10 protein-coding genes are annotated in these 15,720 nt (G+C 40.8%); all 10 read right to left on the bottom strand.

What is annotated here, in order from left to right:
- Positions 1-159: 159 nt before the first annotated feature.
- The gene (gene rodZ, locus M1F17_RS07810; RefSeq protein ID WP_110591955.1) at positions 160-1,104 is read right to left on the bottom strand and encodes a cytoskeleton protein RodZ; all 945 of its coding nucleotides are present in this window, start codon (positions 1,102-1,104) and stop codon (positions 160-162) included.
- 202 nt (positions 1,105-1,306) lie between these two features.
- Complete coding sequence (locus M1F17_RS07805) at positions 1,307-2,488, bottom strand: bifunctional tRNA (adenosine(37)-C2)-methyltransferase TrmG/ribosomal RNA large subunit methyltransferase RlmN (RefSeq protein ID WP_004912645.1); 1,182 nt, start codon at positions 2,486-2,488, stop codon at positions 1,307-1,309.
- Positions 2,489-2,649: 161 nt separating this feature from the next.
- Positions 2,650-3,075: a nucleoside-diphosphate kinase gene (gene ndk, locus M1F17_RS07800; protein WP_004264899.1), complete on the bottom strand. Its 426-nt coding sequence runs from the start codon at positions 3,073-3,075 to the stop codon at positions 2,650-2,652.
- Between the two features lie 277 nt (positions 3,076-3,352).
- Positions 3,353-5,674 carry a peptidoglycan glycosyltransferase PbpC gene (gene pbpC, locus M1F17_RS07795; protein ID WP_318837349.1) on the bottom strand — a complete coding sequence of 774 codons (2,322 nt, stop codon included), beginning with the start codon at positions 5,672-5,674 and terminating at the stop codon, positions 3,353-3,355.
- Positions 5,675-5,752: 78 nt separating this feature from the next.
- A complete protein-coding gene (locus tag M1F17_RS07790; protein WP_318837348.1) occupies positions 5,753-10,792 on the bottom strand; it encodes an alpha-2-macroglobulin in 5,040 nt (1,679 codons plus the stop codon).
- A gap of 316 nt (positions 10,793-11,108) precedes the next feature.
- Positions 11,109-11,561 carry an enhanced serine sensitivity protein SseB C-terminal domain-containing protein gene (locus M1F17_RS07785; RefSeq protein WP_004264902.1) on the bottom strand — a complete coding sequence of 151 codons (453 nt, stop codon included), beginning with the start codon at positions 11,559-11,561 and terminating at the stop codon, positions 11,109-11,111.
- 112 nt (positions 11,562-11,673) lie between these two features.
- Complete coding sequence (gene pepB / locus M1F17_RS07780) at positions 11,674-12,969, bottom strand: aminopeptidase PepB (protein WP_112308277.1); 1,296 nt, start codon at positions 12,967-12,969, stop codon at positions 11,674-11,676.
- Positions 12,970-13,142: 173 nt separating this feature from the next.
- Positions 13,143-13,343 (bottom strand): Fe-S cluster assembly protein IscX, encoded by a 201-nt coding sequence (gene iscX / locus M1F17_RS07775; RefSeq protein WP_004912658.1) that lies wholly within the window; start codon positions 13,341-13,343, stop codon positions 13,143-13,145.
- 70 nt (positions 13,344-13,413) lie between these two features.
- On the bottom strand, positions 13,414-14,217 hold the full coding sequence (locus tag M1F17_RS07770) for a hypothetical protein (RefSeq protein ID WP_196724319.1): 804 nt from the start codon (positions 14,215-14,217) through the stop codon (positions 13,414-13,416).
- Positions 14,214-15,407 (bottom strand): MFS transporter, encoded by a 1,194-nt coding sequence (locus M1F17_RS07765; RefSeq protein WP_318837347.1) that lies wholly within the window; start codon positions 15,405-15,407, stop codon positions 14,214-14,216. The genes M1F17_RS07770 and M1F17_RS07765 overlap by 4 nt, the downstream gene beginning before the upstream one ends.
- Positions 15,408-15,720 lie beyond the last annotated feature (313 nt).

Below are 15,720 nucleotides of genomic sequence, written 5' to 3'. Positions count from 1 at the left end.
TTGTTACCGTGGTACTTTTTGTGCCTATAGTACTCTTTGTTACCGTGGTATAGTTTTAACGATTATTTTTATACGCTCAACTATACACAAGAAAGCAAACCATAGCCTATCAAAAAAGATGTTTTCGGATATAGTTTGCTTCTTTTTGCCTATTTGTTTTTAGGCTTCAGGTAACTTCAATTTTGCTGGACGTTTCGCTTTAATAAAACGGCTTAAATCAACAGCGTTACCTTGGAACTGTACCGTCACATTCGCCGGCGCACCAATGTTCAGACGATAAGGTTGCGGACCATCAAGTTCCAGCTTATCCCCATTATTTTTGGTACCACTGAATAAAATTTTATTATTCGCATCACGAATTTCTAACCAACACTGCCCAGTAAAATTCAAGACCAGAGCTTGGCTACTCACTGCAACAGGTTCAGTCGTTTCTGTATTTTGTGTTCTGTCTAATGCAACTGAAGATTGTGGTGCATTCGGTAATGGAATTGTTCTAACTGGCTCTGTAACAGAGTCAGCCGTTAATACGGGCTCTTGGCCTTGTAATTCAAGTGTATTTTCCTGTGTAACAGGCGCTGTATCCGTTGAGACTATCTCTGTTGAAGCCGGCAATTCAACGGGGGTTGTGCTGTTATCTTGCTGAGACAAAATCAAATCATTTTGATTTGCCATTGAAACTAATTCATCTTTTTGTGCGTTATGATCTTGCCACCACCATACACCAACCATTGCAATGAGGACGATCACAATCAACCAAGTCAGTTTCATTAACCAACCTTCGCGCTTTTTACGCTTTTTCCCTAAAGAATAGCTTTGCATAGGAGAAACTTTGGCTAATGTGACGGGCTCTTCCGTTTTCATATACGTTTTTAATTCGCTTTCTGGTATACCTACCATGCGTGCATAAAGGCGAATATAACCACGTAAAAACGTCGGTTCTACACCAGCGGGAGCAATATCTTGTTCTATCTCTTTTACCGTACTGATTTTAAGGCATAATCGCTCTGCAACAACATCTTGGGTTAGCCCCATGCGCTCACGTGCTTGCGTCAATAATTGTCCTACTGTCGTCGTAGTCTGTTCGGTATTATTTTCGATAGTCATTTGCTGGCAACACTATTTCCAAGTTAAAAATATATAAAGCAAGCATTGAGCAGCTTTACTCGTCAATAATTTATCATCATGTTGAAACAACAATTAAATTTTTCTTATTGCTTCTACTATTGTAGGTGAACAAAGGCGTTTTGCCTAACTCTAAAACGCCCTAAACCATAACTTAATTCACTGATTCAAACATATTTATAAATCAGACTGTTTTTACCTTGATAGGTTCCCCTGCTAAGCGTTTTTTCAACGTTCGTTTTGTTCTGTCGATCACATCGCCAGCAAGTTGCCCACAAGCTGCATCTATATCATCACCGCGTGTTTTGCGTACTATCGTAGTAAAACCATATCCCATCAATACTTTACAAAAGCGGTCAATACGACTATTCGAACTTCTACCGTATGGCGCTCCAGGGAACGGGTTCCATGGAATTAAGTTGATTTTGCTCGGTGTATTTTTTAAACATTCCGCTAATTGATGAGCTTGTTCAACACTATCGTTCACGTGATCTAACATCACATACTCAACGGTTACTCGTCCTGCATTGGCATTCGATTTCGTTAAATAACGATTCACACTGTTGAGGAAGGTTTCAATATTGTATTTTTTATTAATTGGAACGATATCATCGCGGATATCATCTGTTGGCGCATGCAATGAAATCGCTAACGCGACATCAATCATATCCCCTAATTTGTCCAGTGCAGGTACAACACCGGAAGTGGAAATCGTGACACGGCGCTTAGATAAACCAAAACCGAAGTCATCTAACATAATTTCCATCGCAGGGACGACATTATTCAAATTCAGTAATGGTTCACCCATTCCCATCATTACAACGTTGGTAATTGGACGGCGTCCACTGGATTTCAGTGAACCAATAATTTTTGCAGCTCGCCAAACCTGGCCAATGATTTCCGAAACACGTAAGTTACGGTTGAAGCCTTGTTGCGCCGTGGAACAGAATTTACACTCCAGCGCACAACCAACCTGTGAAGAGACACACAATGTTGCACGATCTGCTTCTGGGATATATACAGTTTCAACCAGTTGGTCACCCACTTTGATAGCCCACTTAATGGTACCATCTGATGAGCGCTGTTCGTCAGCGACTTCCGGTGCACGGATTTCCGCGACTTCTTTTAGTTTTGCTCTAAGAACTTTATTAATATCGGTCATTTGGTCAAAATCATCATAGCAATAATGATAGATCCATTTCATGACCTGATCCGCGCGGAACGGTTTTTCACCCATTTGGGCAAAGAACTCACGCATTTGCTTGCGGTTTAAATCAAGTAAATTGGTTTTTTGATTCGTTTTTTCTGGCGTGACAGAAATAGCAGAAGAAGTTGCACATTGTGCATCTGTCGTCATATCAGACATGGTGTATTGCCTCGTTGTTACACTTTCGGCAGTGCTAGTAATGAGTATAGCACGACGTAATTTTTGCAGTCTTAAAAATATAATCGCCCCGCTAATCATAGCAGGGCGTCGCATTGTACAAACTTTATAACAATAATGCTAATGCATTAGTTAAAGAAGTCTTAGCGTGGGCAGATTTCATCAGCAGTGAAGAAATACGCGATTTCACGAGCAGCAGATTCTTCAGAGTCTGAACCGTGAGTTGCGTTTTCAGTGAAGCTGTCTGCGTAGTCTGCACGTAAAGTACCTGCTAACGCGTTATCTGGGTTAGTTGCGCCCATCAGGTCACGATGACGTTGGATTGCATTTTCACCTTCTAACACTTGCAGCATGATAGGGCCTGAAGTCATGAATTCAACCAGACCTTCAAAGAAAGGACGGCCTTTGTGTTCAGCGTAGAAGCCTTCAGCTTGCTCACGAGTTAAATGCATCATTTTAGCGGCGATGATTGTGAAACCCGCGCTTTCAAAACGGTTGTAGATTGCACCAATAACGTTTTTCTTCACAGCGTTTGGTTTAATAATAGAAAATGTACGTTGAACAGTCATAAATAACCTCTTAGCGATTCATTAGGCCTTTATTCTTTATTCTTCCCTGTAACTTAGGATGCAAGAACTTAAAATAGGCATGTTGTAGTTTTTTATATTATTTCTAATTCTATTGTTAGGCTTTTAAACTTAAAAAGCAACCATGTCTAGGAAAAAGAAAAATAAGGCGATGATTATAGGGGCTCTGATTACAATTTCCTACAGTCACAACAACATTTTGTTAAACTTTTTATAGCAAAAAACACTATTTTTTCGGGTAAGTCACGTTTTTCATCTATTACTTCACTCTAAAACTCATTGCCGTCACTTGGCCGCTTAAATCCAATACTGAAATTTGGTAGTTTCCACTTTTATCGAGTGTCAGCAAAATAGAACCATTTTGCTCTGTTGTGTTCACCTGTTCTCCATTTAAGAACCACCATTTCTGCCCCTGCCCACCCTGTGTGACTAAACGCAAATCTAAACTGGTTTTTCCTGGCAAGCGCTGTAATACTTCACCATCACGTATACCGGAAATCAATAATGGCGGCGTTTCTAACTTCAATGGAGGGCAAGCTAAATCTGCTTTAGGTAATCGATTTTCCCGTTTTTCACTACTCGGTAACCATGACTCCACCGTGATCGGCCATAAATGTACCTCTTTTTCCTGTGCATTCGGGCAATCTGCCGCCACTTGTAGCCCTTTGTTATTTACCCAGATTTTTTGTCTTAACCCTAAGAGTGACTCTTGGTCTCGTGCCATTAAAGTGGGTGGGATCGTATTATCCAAGATCCAACTTAGGCGCCTTTGGCGGCAATTATTATCATCTTTCAGTAATGCCGTTCCTCCCGGCCAGCAAATCACTGCTTGGCTAACACTGGCAGGCTTCACATCTTTCGGTAACGGTTCATGAGATAGGTAAATTTTGCTCAGTAACATTCCATTGATTTGATTCATAATCGGGATAGCAGTGGCAAAGCCTAGCTGCCCTGCAACAGGCGTTGCATCCGGTCGTCCGACCCAAACGCCGATGGTATAACGCGGATTAACACCAATCGCCCACGCATCTCGATAACCATAACTGGTTCCCGTTTTCCATGCTAAATTAAGTTGCCCTGATAAATTAGCCTCAGGAACAGGGCGTGCTTCCCCGCCCATAATACGGCGCACTATCCACGCGGCTCCCGGTGACATCAGCGCTCTATCGCGAATTTTATCGGTTGGTTTAAAACGTAGCGGCGACACATTACCTTTTCTCGCAAATGCGCTGTAAGCGGAAACCAAATCTTCCATCCGTGTGGCTGTGCCGCCTAAAATCAGCGACAAGTTTGGTTCACTCCCTAACGGAAAGCGCAACTCAGTCCCAACATTACGCAGTTGAGCCGTAAATCGTTTACTACCATACACATCTAATAACTGAACCACGGGTAAATTTAATGAACGAACGAGTGCATCACTAACACTAACTGGCCCATTAAAACCACTGTCAAAGTTCCCCGGACGGTAATCATTAAAGCGCCTCGGTACATCTTGTAATAACGACTCCGCATGGATGAGCCCGTCATCCATCGCTAATGCATATAAAAAAGGTTTTAACGTTGAGCCTGGAGAGCGCCAAGCGCTAATCATGTCCACATGACCAAAACGGCTATCATCTTGGAAATCAATTGAGCCAATATAAGCTTTTACTGCCATATCCGTATGATCAACCACCAAAATCCCCAGTGAAGTTTGTTTTGGTAGTTGGTTTTTCCAATTCATTGCCATGTCTTCCAGTTGCCTTTGCAAACTGGCGTCGATAGTGGTTTCAATGATGGGGTTTTGCGTATTTTTAGTCACACGCCTTGCAAGCAAAGGAGCAGAATGCGGATTCTTCCGCGGTGCTAGCCAAATTTGTTCTTGTTTAATATCGGCAACTTTTTCAGGGCTCCAAACTTGGTATTCCTCTAACCTGTCTAACACCTTATCACGAGCGGCTTGTGCCCTTTGTGGATAACGGTCTGGCCTTAAACGGCTAGGAGCTTGAGGTAGAACAGCAAAGAGAGCCGCTTCACTCGCCGTCAATTTTACGGGTGACTTATTCAAATATACCCAGCTAGCGGCTCCAATACCTTCAATGGTTCCACCATACGGAGCACGGTTTAAATACATTTCTAAAATTTCATCTTTTGAGTAGTGATACTCAAGCTGAGCCGTACGCCAAAGCTGTTTCAGCTTACCGCCCAATGTTCTTTCATGGGGATCAATTAACCGTGCAACTTGCATCGAAATGGTACTACCGCCCGACACAATACGCCCTGAACTCACAAACTGCCCCGCGGCCCTAACTAGCGAAAACGGGTTTACCCCCGGATGGCGATAAAAATGGCGGTCTTCATACGTTAATAACGCTTCAATAAAATCAGGAGAAACCTCATCGAGTGTAACCGGAAAGCGCCAAATACCTTCTTTGTCTGCAAAGCGCCACAATGGTGTGCCATCCGCAGCAACCACAGTTCGAGCCATTTCAATTTGCTTAATCGGCAACGGCCATATTTTATCAGCCGCTAGAAAAGCCAGTGGCAAAATAATGACCAACAGAACCAGTGCAATGCCTGTGCGGCGTAACCATTTTTTCATTGATGGGAGTACCGAAAATAAATTAAAAGAGCCCTTATACTTTATATATCAATATATAAGGGCTCAGTTTAGCGGTGATTAACGAACGATTTCTAATTGGCCATCAGAATAGCCCGTCGCGCGCCAATCAGGGACATACATTGATTCAACTTGTGGTACTGGAATGCTATATACACCCGGTGTCACTGCACGTGCTAAGTAGACTAATGTCGTTGGGCGATACTGCTGAACTTCAACGGCAGCCACAAAACGGTCATCACGGTATTCCATATGGCGAATTTGTGATTGCTGCATATCATCAATCAGTTCTTGCAGGTTCGGCGCAGACTCACTCAAATTAGCGCTACTGTTCGCTAAATTTTGGTTTTCCAGTTCTAAGCCCGCTGGTAGTAAGTCAACCACTAGCGCATCTGGTACGCTTTGGGATGCTTGAATTTCCAGTTTAACCACCACCATTTCACCGCTTCTTAGCCTATCTAACGAAATGCGGTTACCTTTCATATCATAGTAACTACGAGTGATACCCAGCACATTCGAACTTGGCTTCGGCGAATGTTGTGGATAACCCACCACGTTTAGGCGTGTGTATAGCGTATTGGTTCCCGTGTTTTCGATGCTATAACCTGTTTCTAATTGTGCTTTACTCAAGAACTCACTCACGGGTTTATCTGAAACCATCGGAGGTTCTTGGCCATTAATCGTTGCTTTCCATGGCGCTTCACTTTCATTTAAGTAGAAACGACCCGCTAAATACAACGCATTGCTCTCTTGTGTTGAGAAATAACGTTGAGAAGTCAAGTTATTAGATAAAGTTTGCAGTTTTTGGTCACGGGATTTTGGCATTAAATTATATTCATTTAATAGCGCAACAATCATCGCGTCATCACGGATCACCGAACCGTAATCCCCTACATAGCTGTAGCGGTTACGTTGTTTTTTCAGTCCGTCAATCACCGCGCTCTCACCACGTGATTTATCCCCCATCAAGTTCAATGCAACACCAAGCTGAACGAGCGGTAAACCACTAGCGGCATGATCTCTTTGGTTATAAAGTTGACGTAATGCACCTAGAGGTGCTTTTTGCTGTGACGCCAACACTAAGCCAGCGTAGGCTTGAGTTGCGAAACGCGCACCTGCCTGATTTTCCGTATAAGGATAATTGATTTGGCTACCATCTTGTAAATAGCTCAATAAGCGCGTGTTCGCGTTACTGATAGCTTCTTGGGGAACCGTAAACCCACGCTGATTCGCTTTATTCAAGAAATCCGCCGCATATGCAGTTAACCAATACTCTTCGCGACCGTTTCTATCCCATAACGAAAAACCGCCATCATTACGTTGCATACTTAACAAATGCGGAATACCAATTTCAATCGCTTTATGGCGATCTGCATCTGTTTGCGTTTTAATTCCTATCTTATTTAGCTCAGCTTGAGTTGAGAATAATGATGGATATAACCCACTGATAGTTTGCTCTAAACAGCCATATGGGTAAGCAAATAGCTCTCTAATATAACGAGAAATATCTAGCGGAGGACGGCTAGTTAATAACACTTGCCCTTCTAGAGTATCGGGCTGTAACCCGGCAATTTGGTTAGTCGGTAACGCCCATGAGGTGCCTGGCTCAATAGCAGTTGCAAAAGAAACAGTTTCTGCTGGTTGTGCCGGACGAACCCCGACTTTCCAACTATTACTGTAATCTTTGTTGGCTTCGCCTTGAATTTTCACACCATTAATGGTCATTGACACTTCGCCTTCACCGAAGCCGTAGTCTGCTCTGACAGGTAGATTAATCGTGGTACGTTTGCCTTTTGGTAACTCCAACTCACGGCTGCTGACACCATCAAGTTTCACCATTCCTGATGCCTTGAAATTGACGGTCACATTTTGTGTATTATCCGTCATATTGGTCAAATCAAGCGCAAAGTAAGACTTATCACCACCAGCCATAAAACGTGGCATCGACATTTGTGTCACTAATGGTGCCGCCACAATCACTTTGCTATCCGCATGGCCGAACTCTTTTTCATTCCATGCTTGGGCCATCACACGTAATTCCCCGTTAAAATCAGGGATAGCGAGGCTAATTTCACCCTCGCCGTCTTTATTTAATGTGACAGGTTTGGCTTGCTCCGCAATAATTTGCACTTCAGTGAGTGGCTTCATACCACCACGCTCTAATGCAGCATCCTCGCTGTCACCACCAAAGCGCAAGTTAGCAACCTTACCTTGTCCTTCAATTAAATGACCATAAACGTCATATTGGTCAACGCTATAACGCTTACGGCCAAAAAAGGCATCATACGGGTCTGGGGTTTTGAAATCTGTGATATTCAATACGCCAGTGTCAACCGCAGATAACAACACATTCACTTTTTCAGGTAACGGTTTGCCATCTTGTGCTGTCGCTTTAATTTTTACCGTTAAGTCTTGGTTTGGACGCATTTTATCTGGCGCGGAGAGTGCTAAAGCAATCTTACGGTTTTCATCTGCGATTGGTAAATGCAACACACCCACCGCACGTTTTACCGTTGCTTCTTTAGAATCGTCTCCTGGGCGCACCACAACTGCTGAGACGTACAAGTCATGACGAGCCCACTCTTTATTGACTGGGATTTCAACGTCTAAGCCTTTTTCTGGCACATCAATTTCTTCCCACCACAATGGACCGTTGCTCGATTCGAGCAATATATACCCTTTACCGGCTTTAGGAGATTCAATGCGAACTTTAGCTTTTTCACCCGGTAAGTACGCAGGCTTATTCAGGCTGAGTTTCACTTGGTCAGGACGAACTGAGCCACTTCCCCCTGTGTTATCTTGCCATGAATACCCTGCCCAAAACTGGACGCTCGACACTAGCTGATTTTCTGGGTTAACAACTTCTAGGCGGAATGCCCCCCAATCCACAGGGAAAGACACTTTCGCCGTTCCGTCTTTAGCAATAGCAATATTTTCATTCGCAATAACGAGGTCTTTTTGGTCATAATTTGAAGACCAACCACCACTTTCAGACCAACTCCAGTAATAATCACGACGCTCATACACTAAACGCACGGTTAAGTTTTTTGCTGCCAGTTTATTACCTGCGGCATCAGCCATGACTAATTCAAATTCTGCGAGTGAATTTTCATCCACATTGTGACGTTTTACATAACGGTCAGTGCGGTAATCATAAATTTCTTTTTTCGCAAATAATGGGCGAATACCGACCAGTTTTTCCGCAGGCCAAATGGCTTGCTCGGCACGGCGCGTCACAGGACGTCCGCCAGCCTCAAGCAAACTTGCTTGTAAAACAGCCGAAATAGGTGAACGTGTTGAACTCCAATTGCTATTTGGAATTGAAATCACAGTTTCACCATTACTGTCCAGCGTCAAGTCAAACTCGTCCAACTTACGTGGTAAACCTTCTTCATTGACAGCACCAAATTCAAAACCAGGTAATTTTGCGACCGCTTCCCGAGCTGCTTTTAAGACAATTTGCCCTTGTAGCTGGTTATCAGCCGCTGGCGCACCGTATAAATAACGACCTTGAATATCAAAATCGACAGATTGAGTTGTTAAACGAGGGACATCGCTGCCCTCAATTTCCAGAGCCATACGTTCTGGCATAAAATCTTCAACATTAAATTTGTAGTAACGCAGTGGTGAACCATCACCTAAATCAAAGCGAAGCGACCAACCGCCTGTTTCTGCATTTTTAGGAATTTCAAATTGATATTGATATAAGCCATTTTGGTTTTCTTCTGGCTGCCAAACAAAACTGCGAACCACTTGCCCATCAGTTTTTAATACATCAACTTTAACTGGCTGAGTTTTGACTGGGTTACCATCGCCATCACGCAATAGACCATTTACTAGCAATAATTCACCTGGGCGATATAAATCGCGAGGACCGAAGGTGAAAAATTGTTTTGCGTAGCCTTCTGGCCCTGAAATATCGAATTCAGATAAATCAAGCGCTGGCTGAGTGAGGTCAATCATACTGGTTTGCCCTTCATGGGTTGCCAGCAATAATTTTCCACCCGCTAATTTATCTAGCTGAGCATGGCCATCGCCATCTGTCGTACCTTTTGTTACTAACTGGCCTTTTTCATCCAAAATACGCAGCTCAACGCCTTTAATTGCAGAGCCTTTCGCTAAGGATTGAGTGAAAACATCGACACGGTCTTGGTAACTGTGTAGTGATACACCAATATCACTCAATGTGAAGACAGTTGCAGGGAATTGATAACTATAGCTGCCTGCTTTTTGCATGATGGCCAAATACACGCCATCTTGCTGTAACTCTTTGACATCTTTCAACGGCAGTAAAATGGTTTGGCGGGTATTTTTATCTGGATTTAAGTCAAAGCGGCCGGTATAAGCCAGCTCCACTTTGTCGAGAAACTCTTCGGAATACCAATACTCATAATTACTACGATACTGCCACTGTGCTAAAAATTGTGGCAGTTGCTTTTCATCTACACGGAAGAAATTGACGTCAACTTTATCAACGTTCAAGGCAATCACAGGTAAGCCTTGGGCAACCTTGCTAGGTAATAAAGAGCCTTTACTTGCAAAACCAACGGTTGGGATGATTTGTGCAGTGGTCAATTTTTTCTCAAAATTTTCGGTCGTCGTACGCTCATTAACCGCTTTAATACCCGGGTTAATGGTTAAGTTTAACTCTTTAGATGGCGGAAGATGGCGAAAACGGAGTTCCATTTGGTTATCAGACAGTTCCCAAGCGCCATCTAACTTACCCGCTTTAACATCAATGAGGTTAATGTACTGGCCAAAGTCTTGGTTTGCTTGTAGTGGAACCGAGAATGTCACCACCATGGCACTCGCACCATCAAGCTGTAATTCAGACGCATCCAAAATAGTTAAATCTTTCCCTGCATATTTTTTTATCATTTCTTCAGTGGAAAGTTTCGGTGCTGCTTTTTTCTGTTCTGCAACTGGCGCTGTTTTGGTTTGATTTTCTGGCGCTGTGGTTGAAACATTTGGCTCATTTTTGGTTGTTTCATCTGTATTATCACAACCAGCCAATGCCACTACCGATGCCAACGCAAGTGCTAAATAACGCTTTTTGGTTTTGAGACCCGCCAATGAAGCCCAACTTGATTGTTGTTTCATTACCGCCCGCCCTTTAATTAGTTAAAATTGATTCTGTTTTTTAAGGTTTTAACAGGAGATTAAAACCCTCTACATACTTAGAAATGTTTAAAAACACACACAGATAAATACTGCTGATATTATTTCAATTATCGAAACAATTTAACAGAATGTGATTAGAACACCTATCAGACAAAACGGAAAAAATGATGGGAGAGAAAAACAGAGAAATGAAATAATATTTTTTAAATAGTAAGCAGAATATATATTTAATCAATGAGCAATATGCATTTTATGAGTGAGAAAAAATATTTCCCTCACTCTATACATGGAATTATTAGGTGTTTTTTACTGGGATTGTGTCCCGCAAGAAGCTACCAAGACGACGCTGGTAAAAAGGCTGAACGTGTTGAGTAATAAAATGGCTAACACCTTGTTCATTTTCATTCACCACACAAAAATCAATAGACTCGTCATCAGCTAAAAACTCACAAGCAAGCGTCCCAGCCCCATGGATAATTGAATCAATATTTTCTGCTCCTGTGGTAAACTCCAACGCTATCATTAAGATAGGCGCTTCTTTAGCAGAATCGCTCTCTGTTGCGGAGACCATGAAACCGCGTCTGACCACTTTGTGTTGTTTAAAAAATTCAGTAAGCGCGTCAACAATGGCTTGTGGCTGATCTTCTAACACACTTAATTTAAGTGATGAGCCTTTCGGCACTGTTAATTCAGTAAATTGGATCTCAGTTTCTTGGTTGGAACTGTTATTATTCGATTGCTGCGACATTGCCAATCCCCTGCTATTAAAAATAATCGCTTATTATACTCGCAAATACGTCAAGGTAAAAAAATAGGCACGAAAAGTCACCTTCCCGTGCCTGTTATCAATCAAACATTCGCTACTTTGATTTACTGATTAATAAGTTAGCTAATGTTCTTACACCTGTACCCGTTGCGCCTTCTGCCCATAAGCTAACTGCAGATTTACGGTAAGTCGCTGAGCAGTCAATATGCACCCAATTTTGACGATAATTTTCGACAAAATGCGATAAAAATGCCGCAGCGGTGCTTGCGCCTGCTGTGTGCGATGGTGCCGCAATATTGTTCAAATCCGCAAAACTAGACGGTAATTGCTGGCGATGGAACTCTGCCAGTGGTAAACGCCAGAACAGTTCAAACTCAGCGTCTGAAGCGTTCATTAAATCAGCAACTAACTTGTCATCGAAACTCAATACAGAATGGTAGTCATTACCCACGGCAGTTTTCGCTGCGCCCGTCAAGGTTGCTGCATCAATAATTAACGTTGGTTTTTCTTTGCTCGCATCAATCAGGCCATCGGCTAGGACTAAACGACCCTCAGCATCTGTATTCATTATTTCAACGGATTTACCATTGCGGTAACGAATAATATCACCCAATTTGAATGCATTGCCGCTAACCATATTGTCAGCAATGCACAGGAACATTTTCACACGTTTTTGTAAGCCACGTGAAATCGCCAATGCCAATGAACCTGCCAATGTTGCTGCACCGCCCATATCGGCTTTCATTGAATTCATTGAGGATGATGGTTTGATGCTATAGCCGCCTGAATCGAAAGTAATTCCTTTACCCACTAACGCAGCAAATACAGGGGCATTTGGGTTGGCTCCTGGGTTGTAATCCAACGCCAAAAATACAGGTGGACGACTTGAACCACGACCAACCGTATGAATACCGGTATAACCTTGTTCTAATAAATCATCACCTTTAATAATACGGTAGCTAATGTCTTGTGCGCCGACAGTGCAGAGTAAATCGATGGCGCGTTGTGCGAGTTGTTCTGGGCCTAACTCTTCTGCCGGTGCGTTAATCACATCACGTACCCAATCAATGGTACGAATACGGTTTTCTAACTCTTTACGATCCGCTTCTGGCAACACTGGCCATTCAATCGTTCTAGCCCCTTTTGGCGCACGAAAACCTTGCCAAAATGCCCAGCTTTTTTCTAAATCCCAGCCTTCGCCAGCCAAAGCTACATTGCGGATCCCTTGGCCATCTAATTTACGGCCAGCGCTTTGTACTGCACATAATTTACCTGCATGTTTCAGGTGGATTGTCATCCCTTTATCGCTAGAGCTTAACAATGCGCCTTCGCCCCAACAAGGTGCAGCAGGCTCACAAGAAATCATTACTGGCATAATTTGTTTTGTCATCGTTTTTCTCACTTTGTCTATTTTTGCAGACAGTAAAAGCCCATTTATTCTGTCGGCAGATGGCATTACCTTAACTGATAAATACCAATAGGGATATCATTATAGTGCTGATATAAAATAAAAAACCGAGCACTATTTCTGGCAGTCACTCGGTTTTTAGGGGAAAACCCTACTTATTCGAATTCATCCAGCCAAACTAACAAAATCGCTTCTAGGATTTTCTCGTTCGATTTTTGCGGATCATCATCAAATTCTTCTAAATCGCAAATCCACTGGTGCATATCGGTAAAGCGCACCGTTTTTGGATCAACATCTGGAAATGCGTCATACAGTGCTTCACCGATTTCACGGCTATTTGACCATTTTAAACTCATCATTTTCTCTCATTATATGAACAACTATTTTTCGAATTATAGCCCTTTGAATCATACCAACGGATCTTTTTCAGTTATTCTTCATTATACTGTTTGTGAGAGGTAAATCGATAAGTGTTTCCAAACAAGCTAGTGTAATACCTTGCTCTTTTAATGCTGTAAACAAGCCGCTTGATGAAACATAAGGGAAACCCAACTTTTCTTTGATCTTTTGAATTCGTCTATTTTCACTGGCTTCTGAACAACCTTGAATATAACTGATTTCTTTTACCTTACAGTGCGAAAGCAGTAGGCGTATGGTTATCATCTCTTTTCGTGTAAAACGAATATGGCCAAAACGCATATATTTGTGTTCAGATAATAGCAGAGATCTTTCATTGCTTTTTATACCTTCTAGCTCCGAAGCCATAGGAACACATGCTCTGAGAGGTAATAACAGCTCAGGGGCTTTTGACCATATTCTATGAGCATAATCTGCTAAAATCGGTTTTAAACTGTAAAATTGGATCATATCAGACAACGTCAATTGCCTATTAGCATTTATTGTTGTAATTTCAAAAATATCCCCATATCTATTACAAATATCTATTTTGAATTTATTTTTTTCGGCCTTTGCCAACGTTTTTTTAAATGGGCTAGTATAAGAATCCCAATATTGAATTCTAGATTTCAATCTCTCATTAACCAGTAAATCTAAATCATCGCCCCAAGCTATTAACTGCCACTCATAATTATTAGATATGATATTTACACACTTTTTTTTAACATCTATTTTATTGATAGTAACATCTATTTCACTCCAATCAAAAACACTCATAAAATCTTTTTTTAATTCATTACATGTATTCTCTATAAAATTACTTTCTATATTCATGAGGTCACCTTATTAGCTATTTTGTTAACCTTCCAATTAAGTAAAAAAACAAAACCACAACAGCACAAAAATACTCCTACATACACCATTCCTAACCCTAGTAACTGATTAATAACTAATGGAGTTAAACCACCGAATATTACAGCCGTAGAATTAAAGCCAACCCCTAACGTTGATACTTTACCACCTGAAGCCTGAACAAGGATAACAGCAGAATTACACCAAATCATGGCTATATAAATAGTCATGATAATTTGAGATAATATAATTAACCAAACCTCACCCAATGTCATCATATAATATAGCGGAATAGATAAAACAATTAGAGCTGTAACTCCAATATTAAAAACTTTCACTGGCGAACTAACTTTATCCGTTATCCAAGAACAAACAAATACAGAAACCAGTAACAATAATGATGATAGCAAAGAGTAATATTTTTTGTTCTCACCTAATGGTAAATACTCTAGAATTAAAGACCATGATATATTTTGGGTATAAAAGGTGACTGTCGCAGGTATAGCTACAATGAAAATACTTAAAACCCTTCTCATTTCAACTTTTCGCTGCTCTATAGCAATAGTCGGCTGGTCGGGTAACCTACTCCTAAACCAAAAACTGATAAAAATATTTATTAAACCAAGTAATAAAGGAATACGCCAACCAATATCTTCCATTTCTTTAATCGTCAATGTATTTTCTAATATATAAATGATCAAAAATGCCATTGTAAAACCCAATAATGAACTTATAGCTGTTAAAGCAGAAATTCTTGAACGTTCATTTTCAGGGCAATTATACAGTAGATAATTAATTAATGATGGATATTCTCCAGCAAAACTAAAACATAATGCAGATTGTAACATCAGTATTATTATCGGCGTATAGTTACCTAATAATTCAATAGGCAACAAAGCCATTAGTAATGTTGCAAAACCCGTCACCATACTTGTTAAAATTAAAGCTGATTTCTTTCCTGATTTATCGGCAAAGCGGCCAATAACGTATCCACCAAAGGGCCGTAATATATATCTCAAGGCGAATATCCCCCAAATAATTTCAGGTGCATTTTCTATATTCAACTTGTTTAATTCTTTAATAAGATAAACGGATATTGCAGCAAACACTGCAATATCGTAATGTTCGAGCATATTGCCAAGTGATACGCCAAACCGATATTTCCATTTCATGATAAAGTTCCTTTTTATCTCTAACTTTATTTAATTAGCATTTACATAATCATTAAATCATTAAATCATTAAATCATTAAATCATTAAATCATTATCTTTTAAGCCAAAAATAACCACTCAATATCGATATTATCTATAACATAAAAAATAAAGTGTACAAAGTGAAAATTTAATTATTAACTTTAAAACAGCAGATAAATAAAATAAGAACATTTCATAATATACAAATAATTAATTTATCAAAATTAAATAAAATATTAAGAGTTTAATTTAACTTTCAAAAAAAAACAAAAATAAATAATAAGGAAAATA

Origin of the sequence: Providencia sp. PROV073 (assembly GCF_033688125.1) — a bacterium.
Lineage (GTDB): Bacteria > Pseudomonadota > Gammaproteobacteria > Enterobacterales > Enterobacteriaceae > Providencia > Providencia hangzhouensis.
This window is presented reverse-complemented; position numbering and strand designations above follow the sequence as displayed.

Bases quoted from the DNA above. Each gene is read 5' to 3' on its own strand.
- rodZ (WP_110591955.1), bottom strand. From the start codon at position 1,104: ATGACTATCGAAAATAATACCGAACAGACTACGACGACAGTAGGACAA.
- M1F17_RS07805 (WP_004912645.1), bottom strand. From the start codon at position 2,488: ATGTCTGATATGACGACAGATGCACAATGTGCAACTTCTTCTGCTATT.
- ndk (WP_004264899.1), bottom strand. From the start codon at position 3,075: ATGACTGTTCAACGTACATTTTCTATTATTAAACCAAACGCTGTGAAG.
- pbpC (WP_318837349.1), bottom strand. From the start codon at position 5,674: ATGAAAAAATGGTTACGCCGCACAGGCATTGCACTGGTTCTGTTGGTC.
- M1F17_RS07790 (WP_318837348.1), bottom strand. From the start codon at position 10,792: ATGAAACAACAATCAAGTTGGGCTTCATTGGCGGGTCTCAAAACCAAA.
- M1F17_RS07785 (WP_004264902.1), bottom strand. From the start codon at position 11,561: ATGTCGCAGCAATCGAATAATAACAGTTCCAACCAAGAAACTGAGATC.
- pepB (WP_112308277.1), bottom strand. From the start codon at position 12,969: ATGACAAAACAAATTATGCCAGTAATGATTTCTTGTGAGCCTGCTGCA.
- iscX (WP_004912658.1), bottom strand. From the start codon at position 13,343: ATGAGTTTAAAATGGTCAAATAGCCGTGAAATCGGTGAAGCACTGTAT.
- M1F17_RS07770 (WP_196724319.1), bottom strand. From the start codon at position 14,217: ATGAATATAGAAAGTAATTTTATAGAGAATACATGTAATGAATTAAAA.
- M1F17_RS07765 (WP_318837347.1), bottom strand. From the start codon at position 15,407: ATGAAATGGAAATATCGGTTTGGCGTATCACTTGGCAATATGCTCGAA.